A 19,041-nucleotide genomic window follows, 5' to 3' on the forward strand; every position below is an offset into this window, starting at 1 on the left:
AGCGGGGAGTTGCCGTGCCGGCACCTAAGTCCTGTCTCTCCGTCGCCGTCGCGTCGGCCTCGTCGGCCGTGCGGTCGGGTCTGAAAACAGTCTCGTCAGGATCACCTCAACGGCACGGCGAGCCGCGCGGATCAGTCCTCAGCCGGCGGCAGCGTGAACGAGAACGTCGATCCCTCTCCGGGCTCGGAGTCGACCCAAATGTCGCCGCCGTGGCGTTCGACGATACGCCGAGAGAGCGCCAGACCGATGCCGGTTCCGGCGTGTTCCTCCGGACTGTGTAGTCGCTGGAACACCCGGAATATCCGTTCGGTGTCGTCGGGGTCGATACCGATCCCGTTGTCGGAGACGGAGATCGTTTGCTTGTTCCCCTCGGTTTCGCCGGAGATGTGGATCCGCAGCGGTCCGTCGTCGCTGTATTCGATCGCGTTACTGACGAGGTTCTGGAACACCTGCCGCAGTTGGCTGGCGTCGCCCTCTACGCGCGGCAGTGACTCCGTCGTTATCTCGGCGTCGCTTTCCTCGATACGGAACTGTAGGTCTTCGAGGACGTCCTCTACGACCGCGTCCAGTTCGACCGGTTCGAGCGGTTCGCCCTGCGTGTCGACTCGGGAGTACTCAAGTAATCCGTCGATCATCTCGCCCATCCGGTCGGCCCCGTCGACCGCGAAGTCGAGAAACTCCCGTCCGTCCTCCTCGAGTTCGTCGGCGTACCGTTTCTCGATCAACTGGAGGTAGCTCGAAACCATCCGAAGCGGTTCTTTGAGGTCGTGCGAAGCCGCGTACGCGAACTGTTCGAGGCGCTCGTTGGACTCCTCGAGTTTTCGCTGGTACTTCATGCGCTCGGTGATGTCTCGGGCGACGGCGAGCATGTACTCCTGGTCGAGTTCCACGTGAGTGACGTTGACCTCTACGGGGACTGTAGTTCCGTCCGCCCGCCGGTGAGCCCCCTCGAACGTCAGTGAGTCCTTCGCCCGGAGTTCTTTGACGTGGTCCTGGAAAGCATCGAAGTCGGGGAGATTCGTCTCGATGTCCAGTACCGTCATGTCGAGCAGTTCCGCCCGGTCGCGGCCGAGTCGATGGCAGGCCGTATCGTTGATGTCCAGCAACTGCGCCGTTTCGGGGTCGATGACGAACACCCCGTCGTTGGAGTGGTCGATGAGATTCCGGAACAGTTCGAGTTCCGACTCGCGTTCCTTTCGGTCGGTGATGTCCCTGATGATGCCGGTGAAGAGCGTGTCACCCTCATGCTCGATCTCGCTGAACGAAATCGCCAGCGGGACGTCCGTTCCGTCCGCGCGCACTCCGGGAAGTTCGACGTAGTCCCAGTCGATGGTACGCTCACCCGTTTCGAGATATCGCCGCAATGCTTCGTCGTGTTGTTCGGTCAGGTCCTCGGGCATGAGTTTAGCCAACGATTCACCGGTGAGTTCCGCCTGGCTGTATCCGAACACGTCGGCGACAGCCGGATTCACCGACCGGACCGTACTGGTCTCGTCGACGGTGATGATTACGTCGCTCGCCGCCTCCGTTATCGCCCGGTACTGTTCCCGGATTTCCGTTATGTCCTCTTCGACGGACACTACCTGTTCGATGTCCCCGTCGCTGTTCAGGATCGGCGCTGCGTTGATCGAGATAGATCGATTGAAACGGTCCGGAAGTTCGACCTGAGCCGTCCAGTCGTAGACTGGCTCGCCGGTCTCGATCACCTTCGCAAACGGTTGGTCCTCGAACGGTATCGGCTCACCGGCCTGGTCGTAAAACGTCTGATCGCCGACGTGAAACCGCCCGATATCCTCGTCAGAAAGGCCGCGTAAGGCCAGTGAACGCGAATTAGCCCGATCGATCTCGCCGTTTGACGAGAGTACCGAGATACCGACCGGTGCGGACTCCATCATCTGTTCGAGGAGGTCTCGCTCGCGGTTGAGAGCGTCCTCGGCTCGTTTCTGGGCGACGAAACTGCCGAGTTCCGCGGCGACCGAACTGACGGTGTCGACCTGGCGCTCGTCGGCCGTCCGGCGTTCGAACATGTAGAATTCGAGGACGACCGCGACCTCGCCGTCGACGATAACGGGGACGCCCAGACCGGCTTTCATCCCGACTTCGTCCGCTAGATCGGTACGGGGAGAGACGGTTTCCGGAACCGCCGATACGTCCGGGAACCAGACCGGCTCCGACGTTTCCAGAACCCGGCCCGGAATCCCTTCGCCGGGACCGAACGTGAAGTCAGTCGACGCTTCGCCGAAGGCTGCAAACGCCGACGACTCGACGGACGCGTCGGTCAATCGCTCGACTGACCCGTCGCCGCTCGGGACCCACGCCTGCCCGCCCGTCCAGTCGGTCCACTCGCAGACGTCTTCGAGCGCCGTTCGCAGGCCGTCCTCAAGCGACTCGGCGTTCGCGATCGAGCGGCTTACCGACAACTGGAGTTGCTGTTCATCGTTTGCCAGTTTCCGGTCGGTGATGTCGTAGTAAAACTCGACGCGGCCGCCGGCGTACCGCCCCGATTCGATGGGCTTGCTGTGATGTTCGAGCCAGTGGCTCTCGCCGTCGTCGCCGGGGGTGATCCGGCACTCGAACGTTTCGTCGTACGTGTTGTTGTCGTAGGTAGCGAGGACCGTGTCGATGAACTCGTCCGTGTTCGAGACGGCGTCAGTGATCGACTCACGAATGAGTTGTCGCTTATCTCGCCCGATGGCGTCGGATCGGTCGATGCCGAAGTAGCGGCCGGCCGCTTCGTTTACCCACGCGACCGTGAAGTCCGCGTCGAGAACGAACACGCCGATGCTAGCGCTGTCCAAGGCGTCACTCACTAACGACGGCAGTCCGCTCTCGTCCGGACTGGGCACTTCAGGGAAGGGACTAGCCCACGGAGGTCGCCACCAGATGGCGTCCCCATCGCCCACCCGTTTCGCCCTCAGGTCGCCGTTGTCGGCGAGTTTCTCCAGACGGTCGGTCGCAGTCCCGCTCGCACAGTCGAGAGCGTCGGCGACTTCCCGAGTCGTGAGCGGTTCGGACGGGTCGTCACGCGAGTCGAAGAGCGCCAGTGTTTCGGCGTAGACATCGCCATGCGATTCTGGCGGTGACACACCCTCTAGGCGGAAGTGGCTGGTTAAATGAGTTCCGTCAATTGCATAGCAGGTGACATTCACCGCACATCTCTCCGTCGTATGTCCGGGAACAAGTGGCCGACTGCTCCGCGACATCGCTTCGTTTGTCAGCGCATCCGTCCCGTAGTCCGAACGGACGAACGTCTCACAGCCGTTTTGTAGCGGCCGCCCTACGTCTCTGGCATGACCGAAGACGCGACTGTCGTCGTGGCCGGCGGCGGCCTCGCAGGGTTGGTCGCCTCGCGCCATCTCGCCGAGGCCGGGGTCGACGTTACACTGTACGAGCGCGAAGGGACCGTCGGCGGTCGGGTCCGGACCCATCGGGAGGGCGGGTTCGTCTTCGACCGCGGGTTTCAGGTGCTGTTTACGTCCTACCCCGCCGCACGGCGCGAACTGGATTTCGGCACGCTCGACCTCCGCCGGTTCACACCGGGCGCGTGCATCGCCCGGCCCGGCGAACGCTCTATTCTCTCGGACCCGCTGCGCGACCTCGGCGCGCTGACGGAGTCCCTGTTCAACCGCGAAGTGACCGTCCGCGATAAGCTCCTGACGCTGAAACTCCGCCGCGAACTGGCGAAGAGGTCCCGCGAGGAGATATTCTCGGGCTCCGACGCGTCTATCGGCCGGTACCTACGCGAATACGGCTTCTCCGAGGGGTTCGTCGAGCACTTCGCCGCGCCGTTCTACGGCGGGATCACGCTTGACCGCTCGCTCTCGACCTCGAAACGCGTCTTCGAGTACACCTTTCGAGCGCTCTCGAACGGGGCGATAGCCGTCCCCGCTACCGGGATGGGAGCGATCCCCCGCCAACTCGCTGACCGGGCTGAGGCGGCCGGCGCGACGGTCGAGACCGACTCCGAGGTCGAGTCTGTCGACCGGACCGGCGACGGCGTGACGGCGGCGCTCGACGGGGAATCGGTCGATGCCGACGCCGTCGTCGTGGCGACCGACCCCAAGTCGGCCCGCGATCTGACCGGCATCGAGTCCGTTCCGACCGACGCCCGCGGCTGCGTTACTCAGTACTACGCCTATCCCGCCGCGAAGCGGATCGACGCCGGGAAGCGCCTGATCCTCAACGCCGCCGGCGAGGACCCGAACCACGTCGTCGACCTCTCGGCCGTCGCGCCCGAGTACTCGCCGGACGATACGACGCTGCTTTCGGTCACCTTCCTCGGCGAGCGAACCGAGACCGACGGCGAACTCGCGGACCTGACTCACGAGGCGCTGGCGTCGTGGTACCCCGAACACAGCTTCGCCGACCTGGAGCTAGTGCGGACGGAGCGGGTCCCGTTCGCCCAGTTCCGCCAGCCGCCGGGGTTCCGCGAGTCGCTCCCCGGCGTCCGGACGCCCGAGGGCCCGGTTTACCTGGCCGGAGACTACACCGGGTGGTCGTCGATCAACGCGGCGATGGAGAGCGGCCGTCGCGCGGCGGAAGCGGCGATAGACGACCTACAGGTGCGGCCGTAACTGGCCGAGCGGAGGGAACTCCAGCGTCTCCCCCGCGTCCGGGTCCCGGACCACCGGTCGGACGGCGTCGGCGTCAGTTACGAGCGGCGACGCGAAATCCCGCGTCCGCATCCCGTTGATCGTCACGCCCGCCGCGAGACGTGTAAACGCCGGGAGCATCACGACGTCGGCGTCGCGGTAGAGGCGCTCGCCGACGAGATAGCAGTAGCGTTTCTTGCCCTCTATCTCGACCGCCGGATGGTCGTGACCGACGACGTACCGCCGTGCGTCCGCGGACGGTTCCTCGTGGCCGTGACAGACGACCGTCTCGCCGTCCGCGAGGCGGTACTCGTCGGGCGCGGGTCCGTCGTACACCGCGTCTATCTGCCTGTCGTGATTGCCGGGCGTGACGACGAGGTCAGCCCCCCGGTCTCGAACCGTCGCACGGACTCGGTCGACGGTTTCGGTCACCCCGTGTGGAACGCGGTCGAACGCCTGGAGCAGGTCGCCGGCGATCACCACCTCGCCGGGGGCGAACTCGTCGAGCAAGGCGTCGACACGGGCCGCGAGGTCCGACCGCTCGCCCAGCGGGAACTCGACGTTAGAGGCGGCGGCCTTGCCGACGTGAACGTCGGAGAGAACGAGAGCGTCAGCCCCCGGGAAGTAACACGCCCGGTCCCGGAACTTCATTCGTCCGGGCCGCCGTCCGCGCGGACTGGCTGACCCAGGGCGTCGGCGAGGTCGTACTCCGTCCCGGTCACCACGAACAGCGCCTCCTCGATAACGTCTAACAGTTCCGGCAGTTCGCGGACGACCAACCAGGTGATAGCGACGAGCGCGACGACCGAGAGGCTCTGGCTAACGACGCGGTCGGCGATGAAGTACGAGGCCAGTTTCGGGTCCTGATAGCCCGCGTACTCAGTCGCGATAGTGATGAATATCTCCTGCTGGAACCACTGCCGGCCGAAGGCGACGGCGATGAACACGTTGCGGGCGATGTTCAGCACCCAGATTATCGCCACCGCGATGCCGAGCGCCTTCGCCTTCCGGCGGAGCGGCGCTCGAACCGCGGCGATGAGGCCGCCGAAGATAGACATGCTCCCGATGCCCGTACAGGCGGTGACGATGTGGGTCGTGTACGTGTGGCCCGTCGCGTCCTCGAAGACGAACATGCTCAGATACCCCTGGACGGCGACGTCCTTGTCCACGGGGATGAACTCCGGCGAGTAGCCAAGCGCCGTGATGACGGCGTACGTCTGGGCCGCGACCGTCTCGACGAGGAACCGCCGGAACAGCGGAACCGTTTCGGCGGGCAGGTAGACGAGACCCATCACGCCGACCGCGTGCGACAGCGTCAGGAGCGATTCGCGGCCGTCGTACAGCAGATACCCTGTGTACACGCAGGCCGGGACGGCGACGAGGGAGAGCGACCCCTCGATGGCGCTTTTCATCTCGAACCAGAACGTCGGGAACACCGACAGCCAGAAGACGCCGAACAGCACCCACGTGGCGCTCGCGAGATAGCGGGCCGCAGTCCGGCGGCCAGCCCAAGTGAGCGCAGACGCGACGACGAAGGCGGCCACCACTGTCCAGGCTAACGCGTCGGAGACCGACGCGAGGGGGGCAAATACGCCGGGAATAGAGAGGGCGATCACGTCTGTATCCATAGGAACGTCGAAATAAAATGTTGACGGCATCCCGTCGCGGACGCACAACCGCGTCCCACCCCGGTCCGATCCGGCGATGTCGGGCGTGTCGGTCGTCAGGGTTTTTATCCGGGGGCGACGACTGTGGGGACATGGCCGACGTCCTAGAGAACAAGCGGGCCGCGACGCGGTTTCGTATCCTCGTCGAGATCGCGGACCGGCAACCCGCCGTAAGCCAGGGCGAGATCGCCGAGTCGGTCGGCGTCACCAGCCAGGCAGTCAGCGAGTACATCCGCGAACTCGTCGACGACTCGCTGGTCGAGAAGGAGGGCCGGTCGCGCTACCGCGTGACAAAAGAAGGCGTGGACTGGCTACTGCAGGCGGCGACGGACGTCCAGCGATTCGCCGAACACGTCACCGAGGACATTCTCGGAAGCGTACAGGAAGACGCCGCTATCGCTACCGCGGACATCGATGAAGGCGAGACGGTCACGCTCTCGATGCGCGACGGCCTCTTTCACGCGACGCCCGGCGGAGAGGGTCCAGCGACGGGTATCGCGACGACGAGCGCCGCGGAAGACGAGGACGTCGGCGTCACCGGGTTCGAAGGGATAATCGACCTCGACCCCGGTACCGTCACCGTCCTGCAGGTGCCGCCGGTTCGGTCGGGCGGGAGTCGCGCGGTCGACGGGACGGCGCTTGTCGAGGGCTGTGCGGCCGCGGACACGGTCGCCGCCGCCGGCGTGGAAGCGGTCGCCGCGCTCCGGCGTGCGGATGTCAGCCCGGACACCACGTTCGCGGCCGGCGAGGTCGCGGCGGACGCCGCGAGTCGCGGTCTGGACGCGGTCGTCGTGGCGACCGCCGACAACGTCGGGCGCGTGACCGACGCCCTCCGAGACGCCGACGTCGCGTACGAAGTGTCGGACGCGACGTGATCAGGTCCGTTTCGAGTGCTCTCTGGCTCTCGCGTACGCCTCTCTGACCCGCCGGAACGATTTCTCGTCGCCGCCGTGGTCGGGGTGCGTCTCTTTGACCTGCTCCCGGTAGGCCGCCTTCACCTCGTCGGCACTCGCACCGGGAGGGAGCCCCAGCGCTTCGAACGCGGCACTGATCCCGTCCGCGATGTCCGGTTCTCGCTCTCGCTCCGGCGTGTCGAACGGGAGACGACCGCCGAGATGGGCACCGGGCAGTTCGTGTTCGATCAGGACGGCGTCGGTGTCCGTGGTGTCGATCCTGAAGTACGCGTGGGCGTCGAACGTGACCGCGACGTCGCGGTGGGGGAGATAGAAGGCAACACGCTGTCCCCGCACGGCGTGGTCCTCCGCGTAGGGTTCGCCGATCTCGCGGAGGTAGTCGCGTATCTCCGCCCGGCGCTTGCTCTCTCCGGTGAACCCGTCCGTCGGTCCCGTCGGTCCTGTCGTCGACTCGGGGAACAGTCGCCGCCCGGCGACGAACACGCCGGCGACGACCACACTGAACGCCGCGCCGAGCGCGAGGCCGACCAGCAACCACCGGGGAACCGACCAGAGCCAGTCGATCGGCACGCATCTCCGTACGGCGCGGTCGTCAAAGAATCTACTGTTCGGGGTCGACAGTGCCGGCGGCGGTCAGTACACCGCCACGTCGTCGAACGCCCCGTCGTACGCGATGTGGTCGGGATGCGTCGGTTCGGTGCCGGAGAGGAACAGTCGGTCGACCTTCGCCCAGGTGTTCTCCCAGCCCAGGTGGGCCCGCTCGGCGAGGCGTCGGCCGTAGTGCGACAGTCCGTTTCGGTGTCCGGTTCGGCTGACATCGCCCGCTTCGAGCGCCGCTGTCAGCGACGACTCCGTCACCTCGTCGCCGAGAGCCTCGCCGTCGAACGCCGTCCAGGCCGCTCCGACGGTTCCCGGTAGGTGAGCGTACGACGACCCGAACGGCGGCAGGTCCTGCCGCGCGGCGATGGTCCGACTTCGGCGGTTACTCCGGTCCGTCACCTTCGGGTTGTACGTCTCGATGGCGGCGATCTCTTCCCGGTAGCGCTGGATCGCCGCTTCGTCGAGGCTGACGTTCAGAAACTCTGGATGCGGGACGAGCACCGTCGCGTCCTGGCGCTCGAACTCGGTCATCGCCCCGTCGAGCGTGATGAAATCCGGAACTGGGTCGGAGAGCCCCAGTGCGAGGACGTGCTGTCGGTTCCGCCACGTGCCAGTAAACACCTCGCGTGCGGGGAAGACGCGCAGTTCGTCGTCGGAGTACGCCGACGCCGTCGCCTCGATTTCGGGGAGGCGCGTGAAGTGCGGCGCGTACACCAAGGCGTCTAACCCGCTCGCTTTCGCGCGCCGAACTACCTCGTCGTCGAGCACTTTCACGTGCATATCGACCAGCCACTCGTCGCTCGCTGTCACGCACACCTCTTTTAGGGGGGTCACATTATGGGTTCTGGTTCGACGCCTCGTCAGTCGGAAAAGCCTTTACGGCAGGGACCCGACGTTCGGGCAATGGTCTGGGAATGTGGTATCGACGGATGCGGAGACGTGTTCGACGACGCCGAGAGCGCGATTGTCCACCAGACGAACGAACACGAGCGCCGCGAGTGTAAGGTCTGCGGCGTCGTCGTCCCCGACGGCTATCTCGCTATTCGCCACGCTTTCGAGGAACACACCCGCGCCGAGTACGTCCGCGCCTACGGTGCCGACTCCGAAGAAGTGCGCCAGCGCGAACAGGTGAAAGAAGCCATCGAACACGAGGCCGACTTACAGCGCGTCGTCGACCAGTTGAACGAGGAGTAGGGTGACGGCTATACCGGCTGTTTGTCTACTCGAACGGACTGTAGAAAACGCTCGCTCACTGAAAACCGAACCGGGACCGCGTTCTGTCGACTACCGCTTTCTGAGCACTGACGAGCGGAGCGAATCAGGGATCAGCGGAGCACGTTAGCGTTCCTCGGAGTCCAGTACGCGGATCTGGTCGCCGCGGACGGTGACCGGAATCGGGACGGTCGCCTCGTACAACTCGACGGTGACCTGGTCTTTCCCCTCGTCGATCCGCTGGACCTGCGCCTTCTCGCCTTTGAACGGTCCGGCGATGAGTTCGACGATGTCGCCTTCGGCGATCCCCTCCACGTCCGGTTTGGGCGAGAGGAAATGCTCCACCTCGGAGATGTCGCTCTCGCCGGGGACCATGCTTCGCGCGTGAGGGATCTCTTCCAGAACGCGGGAGATGATGGCGTCGTCCTCCGCCTCGACCATCACGTAACTCGTAAGCGAGTCGGGCGCGAGTGCCGCGTGGATGTCGTTTTCCTCGCGGTTCATGATCATGTCCGCGACGGTTCGTTCCTGGCTCGCGGTGGTCTTGACGGCGTAGACCGGCATGGTCAGACCCCCTGGACGAACGTCATCAGCAGGAAGATGACGAAGCCGAGCAGGCCGACGAGCAGGATGCCGGCACCGGCGATCTTTGCGATCTGGGAGAACTCGTCCCAAGAGGGGGTACTCGCCAGCTTGAGCACCCGCACGTACGATGTGATGTCGTATGGTACTTTCATGGAGAGAGCTTACGGACGCGCCTTTTTCTATCTATTGCTACGGGGCGGAGCGGATCCGTGATCGTCACGTTATTCCACGTAGTCGATATCTTCGGCCTGCTGTGCGGCCTCTTCTTGGGCCGCCTCGTTACGGCCGTAGATCTGGGGCGATTCGACGCCGGTGACGACGATCATGGTCCGCATGGAGCCTTCCAGCGTCTCGTCGATGGAGGTGCCCCAGATGATGCGAGCGTCGGGGTCGATACGGTCGTATATCTCCTCGACGACGCCTTCCGCCTCCTCGATGGACATGTCCTGTCCGCCGGTGACGTTGACCAGCGCCGAGTTCGCGCCGGAGATGTCGACGTCGAGCAGCGGCGACCGCAACGCGGTCTTGACGGAGTCCTGCGCTTTCGCATCGGAGTCGGATTCGCCTAAGCCGATCATCGCGACGCCGCCGCGTTCCATCACGGTGCGGACGTCCGCGAAGTCCAGGTTGACCAGCCCGGGCTTGGTAATGAGTTCGGTGATCCCTTTCACCGAGCGCATCAGCACTTCGTCGGCCACTTTGAACGCCTGCCGAACGGGGAGTTTGCCGACGGAGTCGAGCAGTCGGTCGTTCGGCACGACGATGACCGTGTCGCTCACGTCGCGAAGGCGTTCGAGGCCCGCCTCGGCGTTGGTACGGCGCACCTCGCCTTCGGCGGTAAACGGCGTCGTCACGATGGAGATAGTCAGCGCGCCGGACTCGCGGGCCGCCTTCGCCACGACGGGAGCGCTACCGGTTCCAGTTCCGCCGCCGAGACCGGCGGTGACGAACACCATGTCGGACCCGTCGATGGAGTCGATGATCTCCTCTTGCGATTCGATCGCGGCTTCCTCGCCGACCTGCGGGAGCGACCCGGCACCGCGCCCCTCGGTCTTCTGTTCGCCCATCAGGATCTTCGTGTCCGCCTCGATGCCGACGAGATGCTGAACGTCCGTGTTCGCGGCGACGAGTTTCGCGCCGTGAATGCCTTCCTCGGCCATCCGGTCGACGGTGTTGCCGCCCGCACCGCCGCAGCCGACGACGGTGATGTTCGTCTGGAGTTCCTGGAGAACGTCTTCTAGCTCGTCGTCGGTCATCTTCCCCGACGGGTTCACGTTGCGAGCCCCCGGGTCCTCCTGTGGGCCGGCCCCGTCTTCTTCGGCTTCGTCGATTGCTTCGTCTACGATCGAGTCCATTCTTGGGACCCACTATTTGATGCAGGTTAATTACCTTTCCCCCCGCGGGTCGGACAGGCGTCTGACAAGTTAGGGTTCGGTTAAAGATCGAATCGGTGCGTCCGTTCGGTGTGAACGACCTCGGGGGGGATCGGTTCGCCGTCGACTGTGACGGACTCGCCGTCCGCCAGGGCACCGAACGCCGGCCCTTCGGGGACGCCCAGTTTCGCGGCAAGTTCCGGGTCGAACACCGTCTCAGTGGCTACGAGAGCGTCTCCGTTTCGGGCGACTTGGTCGTACTTTTCGGACAGTATCGCCGTCAGCGCGTCCGCGAGATCAGCGGTGTCTGTCCCGGTAGGGACGGCCGCGCGCCCCTGGGCCCTGGTGCCGTTCTCGACCGTCTCAAACGCAACCGTAGCGGACGCGACGGCCGCGCGCGTGGCGTCGGGGTCTATCGCCTGAGCCTCGGCGAGCAGTTCATCGGGGAGCGAGACGACATCGAACTCGCCCGGGGCCGGTTCGTCGCGGTCGCCGAACCGTAGTCCATCGTCGATGCTGTCGAGGGCCGACTCGACCCGTTCGACGAGCGGGAGCGGTCGGTCGTCGACCTCTCGCACCCAGGTTTCGCTGACGACGCGGTAGCCCAGATCCTCGATAGTCCGCTCCAGTTCCGGGTAGTCGCCGTCGACCACCGCGTACTCTGTGCCGCTCCGTTCGAACGTCCGCCGAACCACGTCGCGGTTGGCTTCCGGTGATCCCATCGCGTCTACGCACCAGTCCGCGGCGATGTGACCGACCGCCCAGTCCGTCTCGCGGACGATCCGGGTGAACCGCGGGGCGTAATGACCGCCGCCGAACCCGACGACTGTTCGGTCGCGGTGCGGGGTCGTCCCGCGCAGGTCGAGGATGGCCCGAGCGACGGCGCGGGCACCCGCAGGGTCGCGCCACTCGGCCTCGTCGCTGCCGAGTTCGACGAACATCGAGGGGACGCCGACGCGACTCGGGCCGTGGTGCGTACACTCGATCCCGACGCCGTACCCCTCGGGCGCGTGTTCGGCGAACGACTCGACGCACCGGGCGTGGGCGTTCGGACACGCTTCCGCGAGCGCACCGGCCTCGCCGCCGAACTCCGCCGGCCCGAAGTTACCGGTGAAATGTGCCGTCAAGAGCGGTCCGGTCTCGCCTGAGTGCCGGGAGGCGAACACGAGTACGTCGGGGTCGTCGAACGCCGCCGCGGCGTCCTCGACGTTCAGGTGGAGGTCGTCGAACGTCCGGAGTTCGAACCCGTCGGTCCGGTAGCACGCGCCGCCGCCGTCCGCGTCCGGGCGGCTATCGTCGACGCGGCGTTTCCACTCACCTAGTTCCAGCAGGCGTTCGCCGATGTGTTCGGAGGCTTCATCGGCGCGGCTAACGACGATCGCTATCACTGCCGGAGGTATTCCGTGCCCGGGGAAAAAGCGTGTCGAAACGGTCTGTACGTGCGTTTTAGCTGATAGTACGGTCAGTCAGACTCGGCGACTGGTTGCTCGTTCAGGGCGTTCGCCCGGGCCAGTCTGCCGACCGTCCGAACGTCGTCCATTCTGGTGACGAACATCGCGCCGCCGATGAGCATGTAGATGACGGTGTAGACGATGAGCAGGTCGTAGGTGCTGATGAACTCTATGGTCCCCCGGATATGCAGATACTCGATGCCGACCTGCGAGACGAACAGGACCAAGAGGGTGACCGCCTCGCGCATCGAGATGCGGAAGTTGATCAGCACGGCGAGGGCGAAGAAGCTCTGAGCCGCGGTGATCCATATCTCAGCGGCCTGCGTCGAGTTGAACTCCAGCACGCCGTACGCGCCCTGCGAGATGCTGAATACGATGCCGAGCGTCCCGATGAGCAGCGTCCACTGGTTGAGTTTCGACGAGATGAGCGCGTTGAACGCCGCGGTGGTCCGCGCCTTGTTCACCAGATACGCGGTGACGATGAGTTCCGGGCTCTCGCTCGCAAGCGGCGCGATCCACTGGATCATGAAGAACTCGGGAATGCCGTACTGTACGCCGATATCTTCGAGGCCGTGCGCGAACGGTTCGACGGCGGTGAAGATGAGAAAGCCGGAGTAGCCGAAGAGGAGGAGTACGGACGGTATCCGGACCGATGCAGGCGTTTTCTGGAGGTACGCCGGGACGCCGACGTGTACCTCCTCCTCCTCGGGGTCGCCGCGGATGACGATCCCGATGTAGGCGACGTAGAGGCCGACGAGTATCAGCATGTCGAGGATGTCGATCCCGCCGTTGAGCGGGACGAAGAAGGCCCAGAGAGTCGCTAATGCGAGGAAACAGACCTCCGTAGCGATGCTCCGGTCGAGGAGGACGGTGTCCGTGAGAAAGCCGTCGTTGTGCTCGACGGCGACGTCGCCGCTCGCCTTCGCCCGGTAGATGGAAAACAGCGCGATACCGGACCAGCCCAGGCCGATGAGGATCCGGTTCGCACCGGTCATGTTCGCCACGGCAAGGTCGGCGTCACCCACCACCCCCTGTCCGGCATTCCACGCGTAGAGCGCGTCCACCGCGTACTCCGGCGCGACCGCGAGGATCGCGAGGACGGCGATAGCGAACGCGCGCGGCACGTCCTTTTCGGCGGTCTCTGCTCCCCACGCGAGGAGGAACGACGCGCCGAGAACGGAGAGACCGCTTATCGCGACGGTCTGTACGTGACCGAGGGCCTCCGTACTGTTCATCAGGTAGACGAAAACCCAGGGGAGCGTCGCGATAACTGTGACCACTACGGCGACAAGCGGATGTCGTAACCGATCGTTCATCAGATCGGTCGTCATGCAGAGGAACCGTAGTTCTTGCGTTGTCCGGAGAACGTATGAGTTATGCGCACAGACTCACTCCGGAGCGTATGGACGTATTCGGACTCGTCGGAAACCCCGTTTCTCACTCGCTCTCGCCGCCGATGCACGAGGCGGCCTACGACGCGCTCGATATTGACGCGCGGTACGTTACGTTCGAACCGGCGAAAGACGGTATCGCCGACGCGGTACGCGGCGCGGACGCACTCGGCGTGACCGGACTGAACGTCACCATCCCGTTCAAACAGGACGTCGTAGATGTCGTCGACGCGGACGACCTCGCGACGCGCATCGGTGCGGTCAACACGATAGACTTCACCGGCGACCGTCCGACCGGACACAACACGGACGCCGCGGGCGTTCGCCGGTCGCTCGTCGAACACGGTTCGGATCTCGACGGCGCGACGGCGGTCGTCGTCGGTGCCGGCGGCGCGGGGCGCGCCACCGCGTTCGCGCTCTCGGACGCCGGGTCGTCGGTGCGGATCGCCAACCGCACCGCATCGTCGGCCCGCGACCTGGCCGAGTCGGTGCCGAACGCGTCGGGTCACGAACTCGACGCCGTCCCGGACCTGCTCGCGGACGCGGACGTCCTCGTCAACGCGACGAGCGTGGGGATGGAGGAGGACGCCTCGCCCGTCGCGGCGAGCGCGATTCACGGCGACTTAACCGTGTTAGACGCAGTGTACTCGCCGCTGGAAACCCGCCTCCTTCGGGACGCCGAAGACGCCGGAGCGGCGACTGTCGACGGTGCGTGGATGCTCCTGTATCAGGGTGCAGCGGCGTTCGAGCGATGGACCGGCCACGAGGCACCCGTCGACGCGATGAACGCGGCGCTGCGCTCCCGACTCTGAGCGAGAGGACCCGTGTCGGTCGAATGGACGCTCCGACGCTCGGCCGAGCGACCACGCCCGGCCCGAATAGGCGGATCATACTCAGTACGAACAGGTAGCCGTACTCTGTAGCAGTAGTCGCCGCGCTATCCAGCCAGAGGCGGACGAGTTTAAGTGGGGCGGTAATCTATTGTCAGCCAATGGTGCTGAAAAAGCTGAAGTCGTTGCTCGGGTTCGACGATTCGGAGTCCGACGCCGACCGAGAGCGCGACATCGGCGTGACCGTCGAGCGCGAACCGGCGACGCCGGACACCGAGTCGGAGGACGCGGTGAAAGGGACCGGCGACGAGGCCGGAACCGCCGGCGCGTCCGCCGAGAGCGAACCGGCGACGCCCACCGAACCGACTGACGACGAACCGGCGACTGAACCGACCGACGCTATCGAAGAGGCCGAGGAGGACGCGGATGACGGGCCCGCGACAGCGGACGAAGCGGCGTCAGAACCAACAACCGAATCGGAGTCGGACGTCGAAGACGGTGAAGACGCCGTCGACGAATCCGGCGACGAAGCGGCGACGGAAACGGAGACGGGCGACGAATCGGCTGACGGCGAACCGACGGACGTGATCAAGGGCATCGGCCCGGCGTACGCCGAACGGCTCTCCAACGTCGGTATCGACACCGTGGACCAACTGGCTGAGGCCGACGCGGAGTCCCTCGCGGAGGAGACCGATCTCTCCGAGAAGCGTCTGAGCGAGTGGGTCCAGCGAGCCGAGGTCCGGTAACCCGCGAGACGATCCGTGACCGGCGATCTCTTCTCTGCTATGGCCGACCCCACCGTGGCGACCGACCGCGGGGCGTTCCGCCGGGCGGCGGCGGACGCGCCGGCGGGGGCACGCGTTCCCGTCGAGGTCCGCGTCGCCGTCGAAGACCCGTTCACAGCGTACCGTCGCGCGCGACAGGACGACGGTGGCGACGCCTATCTCGCGACCACCGGCGGGCAGTCTGGATGGGGGTATTTCGGGGTCGACCCGGTAGAGCGCCTGACCGTCTCCCCCGACGCGGAGACCGCGCCAGCGCCACCGCGGGCGGCGTCGGGAGACGACGGACCGGCCGCGGCGTCGCCGTCTCTCGACGCGCTCGACGGACTCCTCGACGGCGAAACGCTCGTCCGGGGCGACTGCGACGTTCCGTACCCCTGCGGCGTCGTGGGATGGCTCTCCTACGACATCGCGAGGGAACTGGAGGACCTGCCGGGACTCGCCGCTGACGACCGCGGTCTTCCGCGCCTGCAGGTCTCCGCGTACGACCGGATCGCGGCGTGGGAAGAGCCGCGGCAAGGCGACCGGGTGACGCTTCGGGTGACCGCCTGTCCGCGGGTCGGCGATGCGGCCGCGGACGCGGCGTACGAACGCGGCCGGGACCGCGCGCTCGAACTCGCGACGGCCGTCCGCGACGGCGACCCCTCCGTCGGCCGACCGTCAGTGACCGCCGACCTGGCGACGTTCGAGAGCGACTGCGGCCGCGAGGCGTACGCCGACCGCGTTCGGACCGTCAAGGAGTACGTCCGCGAAGGCGACACGTTCCAGGCGAACGTCTCCCAGCGTCTGACCGCACCCGCTGCGGTGCATCCGGTCGCCGCGTTCGACGCGCTCCGGACGGTCAATCCCGCGCCGTACTCGGCCCTGCTGGAGTTCCCGAGTGCCGACCTCATCAGCGCCAGCCCGGAACTCCTGCTGGAGCGAAACGGCGACGAGATCCGAACGGAACCGATCGCGGGGACGCGGCCCCGCGGCGAGACTGCGGAGGCGGACGAACGGCTGGCGGTCGACCTGCTGTCGGACGAGAAAGAACGCGCGGAGCACGCGATGCTCGTCGACCTCGAACGGAACGACCTCGGCAAAGTGAGCGAGTACGGCTCCGTCGAGGTCGAGGAGTACCGCCGCGTCGACCGGTACTCGGAGGTGATGCATCTGGTCTCGCTCGTCACGGGCCGGCTGCGCGACGGCGCGACGCTCGCAGACGCTATCGCCGCGACGTTCCCCGGCGGGACTATCACCGGCGCGCCGAAACCCCGGACGATGGAGATCATCGACGAGGTTGAGACGACCCGACGCGGCCCGTACACCGGAAGTATCGGTATCTTCGGATTCGACGGGCGCGCGACGCTCAACATCGTTATCCGGACGCTGGTTCGCCGCGGCGACGAGTATCACCTCCGCGTCGGCGCGGGCGTCGTCCACGACTCCGACCCCCACAGCGAATACGACGAGACGCTGGACAAGGCCCGCGCGCTGGTCACCGCAGTCGACGAGGCGCTCGGCGAGCGCGCGGAACTGAGTGTCGAGTCGGCGGACGGTCCCGCGGACGAGCGACGCGGCGTCGAGACGGAGGGCGATGAGTCGTGATCCTCGTCGTCGATAACTACGACTCCTTCGCCTACAATCTCGTGCAGTTCGTCGGCGAAGCGGTGAGAGACCGCGGCGGCGACGGTGACGGCGTGGTCGTCCGGCGAAACGACGAGATAGATATCGACGGGATCCGCGAACTGGACCCCGACGGCGTCGTGGTTTCGCCCGGGCCGGGCACGCCGGCGGAAGCGGGCGTTTCACTGCCGCTCTTCGCCGAGACGGACTACCCGGCACTCGGCGTCTGCCTGGGCCACCAGGCGCTCTGTGCGGCCCACGGCGCGCCGGTCCGCCACGCCCCGGAGGTCGTCCACGGGAAACCGTCGCGGGTCACTCACGACGGCGACGGTATCTTCGAGGGGCTGTCAGACCCCTTCGATGTCGGGCGGTATCACTCGCTCGCCGTCGAGCGCGGCGACCTGCCGGACCCGCTCGTCGAGACGGCGCGTACCGACGACGACCGAGGCGTGTTGATGGGCGTCCGCCACGAGTCGAAACCGCAGGTCGGCGTACAGTTCCACCCCGAGAGCATCCTCACCGGTACTGCCGGGCGGACGGCATCGGCCGGCGACAGCGCCGCAACGAGCGAGAACCACCCCGTCGACGGCGGCGCGACCGCGCGGTCGCTCGGCGTCGGCAAACAGTTGATACGGAACTTCGTATGCAGTACCACGTGAACGGCGACCTCGTTCCGGCAGGGGAAGCGACGGTGAGCGTCCGCGACCGCGGGTTCCAGTACGGCGACGCCGCGTTCGAGACGCTGCGGGCCTACGGCGGCGACGTGTTCGAGTGGCGGGCCCACGTCGACCGGCTGGAACGGACCTGCGAGACGCTCGGTATCGACCACGGCCTCTCGGACGGCGACCTCCGCGTCCGCGTGCAGGAGGTGCTCGACGCGAACGGGCTGACCGACGCGTACGTCCGCCTCTCCGTCACGCGCGGCGTCCAACCGGGGAAACTGACACCGAGCGATGACGTGGACCCGACGGTGGTGATCATCACAAAGGAACTCCCGCGCGGCGGCACCGAGGGGCCGGCAGTGTGGGACGCCCCGGCCGACGTTCAGACTGTTAAGACCCGGAAACCGCCCGAGTCTGCGATGCCCGCCGACGCGAAGACGCACAACTACCTGAACGGGATACTCGCCCGGCAGGAACTCGTCGAAGCCGACGAGGCGCTCCTGCGCGACGTCGACGGCAACGTCGCGGAGGGAGCGACGAGCAACCTCTTCTTCGTCGACGGCGAGGGATTGCACACGCCGAGCGAGGACCTGCCGCTCCTGCCCGGAGTCACTCGGGCGGTCGTCGCGGACCTCGTCGAGGACGCGACCGACGTTCCCCTCCAGACGGGTCGGTACAGTCCGGAGGACGTCCGCAGTGCCGAGGAGGCGTTTCTCACCAACACGACGTGGGAGGTCCGACCCGTCGCCACCGTCGACGGCATCGAGGTCGGCGGCGGCCCCGTCACGCGACTGCTCTCGACGCTGTTCGACAAACTCGTCGAGCGCCGCCATTACTAGCGACGCATCCCGTTTCGGACGATTCAAACGGTGCGGCCGCTCACTGGAACACATGAACGACGACGACCGGATCGCCGCCGTAGACGACGTGCCCGGCGACGGAACGCTCCTCTGTACCGTCCGGGAAGGGTTCGACGAGTCGGAGGTCGTACTGACGCGACTCGGCCGCGAGAGCGCCGACGAGGACGCAGTCGCGGCCTGGCGGAACTACTGCCAGCACTGGACCGACATCCGCCTCGACAAGGGGTCGGGCGCGACGATGCGGGACGGCGAGATACTCTGCGAGAAACACGGCGCGACCTTCCGCGCGTCCGACGGCGAGTGTACGCACGGCCCCTGCCAGGGCGCGACGCTGGATTCGGTCGACGTGACCGTCGTCGATGGCGGCGTCTACCTCACCGACGACCGCTTCGAGTTCGACTCGCTCGGGCCGTCAGACGACGTTGACCTCTCGTCGGGCGCTCGGATCGACTTCTCCGGGAACTGAAACAAGACGTGCAGGCGGTGTATCCTCCCTGCTTGCGTCTTCGACGCTCGC

The 19,041-nt window shown here is 66.1% G+C and carries 19 protein-coding genes; 9 read left to right on the forward strand and 10 right to left on the reverse strand.

Annotated features, from left to right (window positions below):
• Positions 1 to 131: 131 nt before the first annotated feature.
• On the reverse strand, positions 132 to 3,086 hold the full coding sequence (locus EYW42_RS01600; RefSeq protein ID WP_161972899.1) for a PAS domain S-box protein: 2,955 nt from the start codon (positions 3,084 to 3,086) through the stop codon (positions 132 to 134).
• Between the two features lie 204 nt (positions 3,087 to 3,290).
• Here EYW42_RS01600 and EYW42_RS01605 point away from each other — a divergent pair, with 204 nt between their 5' ends.
• The gene (locus EYW42_RS01605) at positions 3,291 to 4,574 is read left to right on the forward strand and encodes an NAD(P)/FAD-dependent oxidoreductase (RefSeq protein ID WP_135533505.1); all 1,284 of its coding nucleotides are present in this window, start codon (positions 3,291 to 3,293) and stop codon (positions 4,572 to 4,574) included.
• Here the strand turns inward: EYW42_RS01605 and EYW42_RS01610 are convergent.
• Together EYW42_RS01610 and artA are read right to left on the reverse strand one after the other, a co-directional pair.
• The gene (locus tag EYW42_RS01610) at positions 4,557 to 5,243 is read right to left on the reverse strand and encodes a metallophosphoesterase (protein ID WP_135533506.1); all 687 of its coding nucleotides are present in this window, start codon (positions 5,241 to 5,243) and stop codon (positions 4,557 to 4,559) included. The two genes, EYW42_RS01605 and EYW42_RS01610, sit on opposite strands and share 18 nt — an antisense overlap.
• Complete coding sequence (gene artA, locus EYW42_RS01615; protein WP_135533507.1) at positions 5,240 to 6,220, reverse strand: archaeosortase A; 981 nt, start codon at positions 6,218 to 6,220, stop codon at positions 5,240 to 5,242. The genes EYW42_RS01610 and artA overlap by 4 nt, the downstream gene beginning before the upstream one ends.
• Positions 6,221 to 6,351: 131 nt before the next feature.
• On the opposite strand from artA, the gene EYW42_RS01620 reads away from it, so the two are divergent.
• A complete protein-coding gene (locus EYW42_RS01620) occupies positions 6,352 to 7,134 on the forward strand; it encodes a DUF7839 domain-containing protein (protein ID WP_135533508.1) in 783 nt (260 codons plus the stop codon).
• Here the strand turns inward: EYW42_RS01620 and EYW42_RS01625 are convergent, their stop codons facing one another.
• Together EYW42_RS01625 and EYW42_RS01630 are read right to left on the reverse strand one after the other, a co-directional pair.
• Positions 7,135 to 7,743 carry a J domain-containing protein gene (locus EYW42_RS01625; RefSeq protein ID WP_202613782.1) on the reverse strand — a complete coding sequence of 203 codons (609 nt, stop codon included), beginning with the start codon at positions 7,741 to 7,743 and terminating at the stop codon, positions 7,135 to 7,137. It abuts the gene before it with no gap.
• A gap of 63 nt (positions 7,744 to 7,806) precedes the next feature.
• Complete coding sequence (locus EYW42_RS01630) at positions 7,807 to 8,583, reverse strand: PHP-associated domain-containing protein (protein ID WP_375137118.1); 777 nt, start codon at positions 8,581 to 8,583, stop codon at positions 7,807 to 7,809.
• A 93-nt stretch (positions 8,584 to 8,676) separates the two neighbouring features.
• Here EYW42_RS01630 and EYW42_RS01635 point away from each other — a divergent pair, with 93 nt between their 5' ends.
• Positions 8,677 to 8,967 carry a DUF7565 family protein gene (locus EYW42_RS01635; RefSeq protein WP_135533509.1) on the forward strand — a complete coding sequence of 97 codons (291 nt, stop codon included), beginning with the start codon at positions 8,677 to 8,679 and terminating at the stop codon, positions 8,965 to 8,967.
• Between the two features lie 144 nt (positions 8,968 to 9,111).
• Here EYW42_RS01635 and EYW42_RS01640 read toward each other — a convergent pair whose 3' ends face one another.
• From EYW42_RS01640 to EYW42_RS01660, 5 genes are all read right to left on the reverse strand, one after another.
• Positions 9,112 to 9,549 carry a transcription elongation factor Spt5 gene (locus EYW42_RS01640; protein WP_135533510.1) on the reverse strand — a complete coding sequence of 146 codons (438 nt, stop codon included), beginning with the start codon at positions 9,547 to 9,549 and terminating at the stop codon, positions 9,112 to 9,114.
• A 2-nt stretch (positions 9,550 to 9,551) separates the two neighbouring features.
• Entirely contained in the window at positions 9,552 to 9,722 is a 171-nt protein-coding gene (locus EYW42_RS01645) for a protein translocase SEC61 complex subunit gamma (protein WP_135533511.1), read from the reverse strand.
• A gap of 69 nt (positions 9,723 to 9,791) precedes the next feature.
• Positions 9,792 to 10,925 (reverse strand): cell division protein FtsZ, encoded by a 1,134-nt coding sequence (ftsZ, locus tag EYW42_RS01650; RefSeq protein ID WP_135533512.1) that lies wholly within the window; start codon positions 10,923 to 10,925, stop codon positions 9,792 to 9,794.
• An 80-nt stretch (positions 10,926 to 11,005) separates the two neighbouring features.
• A complete protein-coding gene (locus EYW42_RS01655) occupies positions 11,006 to 12,331 on the reverse strand; it encodes a D-aminoacyl-tRNA deacylase (RefSeq protein WP_135533513.1) in 1,326 nt (441 codons plus the stop codon).
• Positions 12,332 to 12,405: 74 nt separating this feature from the next.
• Entirely contained in the window at positions 12,406 to 13,710 is a 1,305-nt protein-coding gene (locus tag EYW42_RS01660) for a sodium:calcium antiporter (protein WP_135533514.1), read from the reverse strand.
• A gap of 86 nt (positions 13,711 to 13,796) precedes the next feature.
• Between EYW42_RS01660 and EYW42_RS01665 the strand changes: the two genes are divergently transcribed.
• From EYW42_RS01665 to EYW42_RS01690, 6 genes are all read left to right on the forward strand, one after another.
• Positions 13,797 to 14,597, forward strand: coding sequence for a shikimate dehydrogenase (locus EYW42_RS01665; protein ID WP_135533515.1), 801 nt, complete (start codon positions 13,797 to 13,799; stop codon positions 14,595 to 14,597).
• 179 nt (positions 14,598 to 14,776) lie between these two features.
• Positions 14,777 to 15,361, forward strand: coding sequence for a DUF4332 domain-containing protein (locus tag EYW42_RS01670; protein ID WP_135533516.1), 585 nt, complete (start codon positions 14,777 to 14,779; stop codon positions 15,359 to 15,361).
• A gap of 39 nt (positions 15,362 to 15,400) precedes the next feature.
• Complete coding sequence (pabB, locus tag EYW42_RS01675) at positions 15,401 to 16,984, forward strand: aminodeoxychorismate synthase, component I (RefSeq protein WP_135533517.1); 1,584 nt, start codon at positions 15,401 to 15,403, stop codon at positions 16,982 to 16,984.
• The gene (locus EYW42_RS01680) at positions 16,981 to 17,661 is read left to right on the forward strand and encodes an anthranilate synthase component II (protein ID WP_135533518.1); all 681 of its coding nucleotides are present in this window, start codon (positions 16,981 to 16,983) and stop codon (positions 17,659 to 17,661) included. The genes pabB and EYW42_RS01680 overlap by 4 nt, the downstream gene beginning before the upstream one ends.
• Positions 17,646 to 18,503, forward strand: a complete 858-nt coding sequence (locus tag EYW42_RS01685) for an aminotransferase class IV (protein WP_135533519.1) — start codon at positions 17,646 to 17,648, stop codon at positions 18,501 to 18,503. Before EYW42_RS01680 ends, EYW42_RS01685 begins: the two co-directional genes overlap by 16 nt.
• Before the next feature lie 52 nt (positions 18,504 to 18,555).
• Positions 18,556 to 18,990: a Rieske (2Fe-2S) protein gene (locus EYW42_RS01690; protein WP_135533520.1), complete on the forward strand. Its 435-nt coding sequence runs from the start codon at positions 18,556 to 18,558 to the stop codon at positions 18,988 to 18,990.
• The last annotated feature ends 51 nt before the right edge of the window (positions 18,991 to 19,041 follow it).

This window comes from Halostella pelagica (assembly GCF_004762015.1).
GTDB classification, from domain to species: Archaea; Halobacteriota; Halobacteria; order Halobacteriales; family Natronoarchaeaceae; genus Halostella; species Halostella pelagica.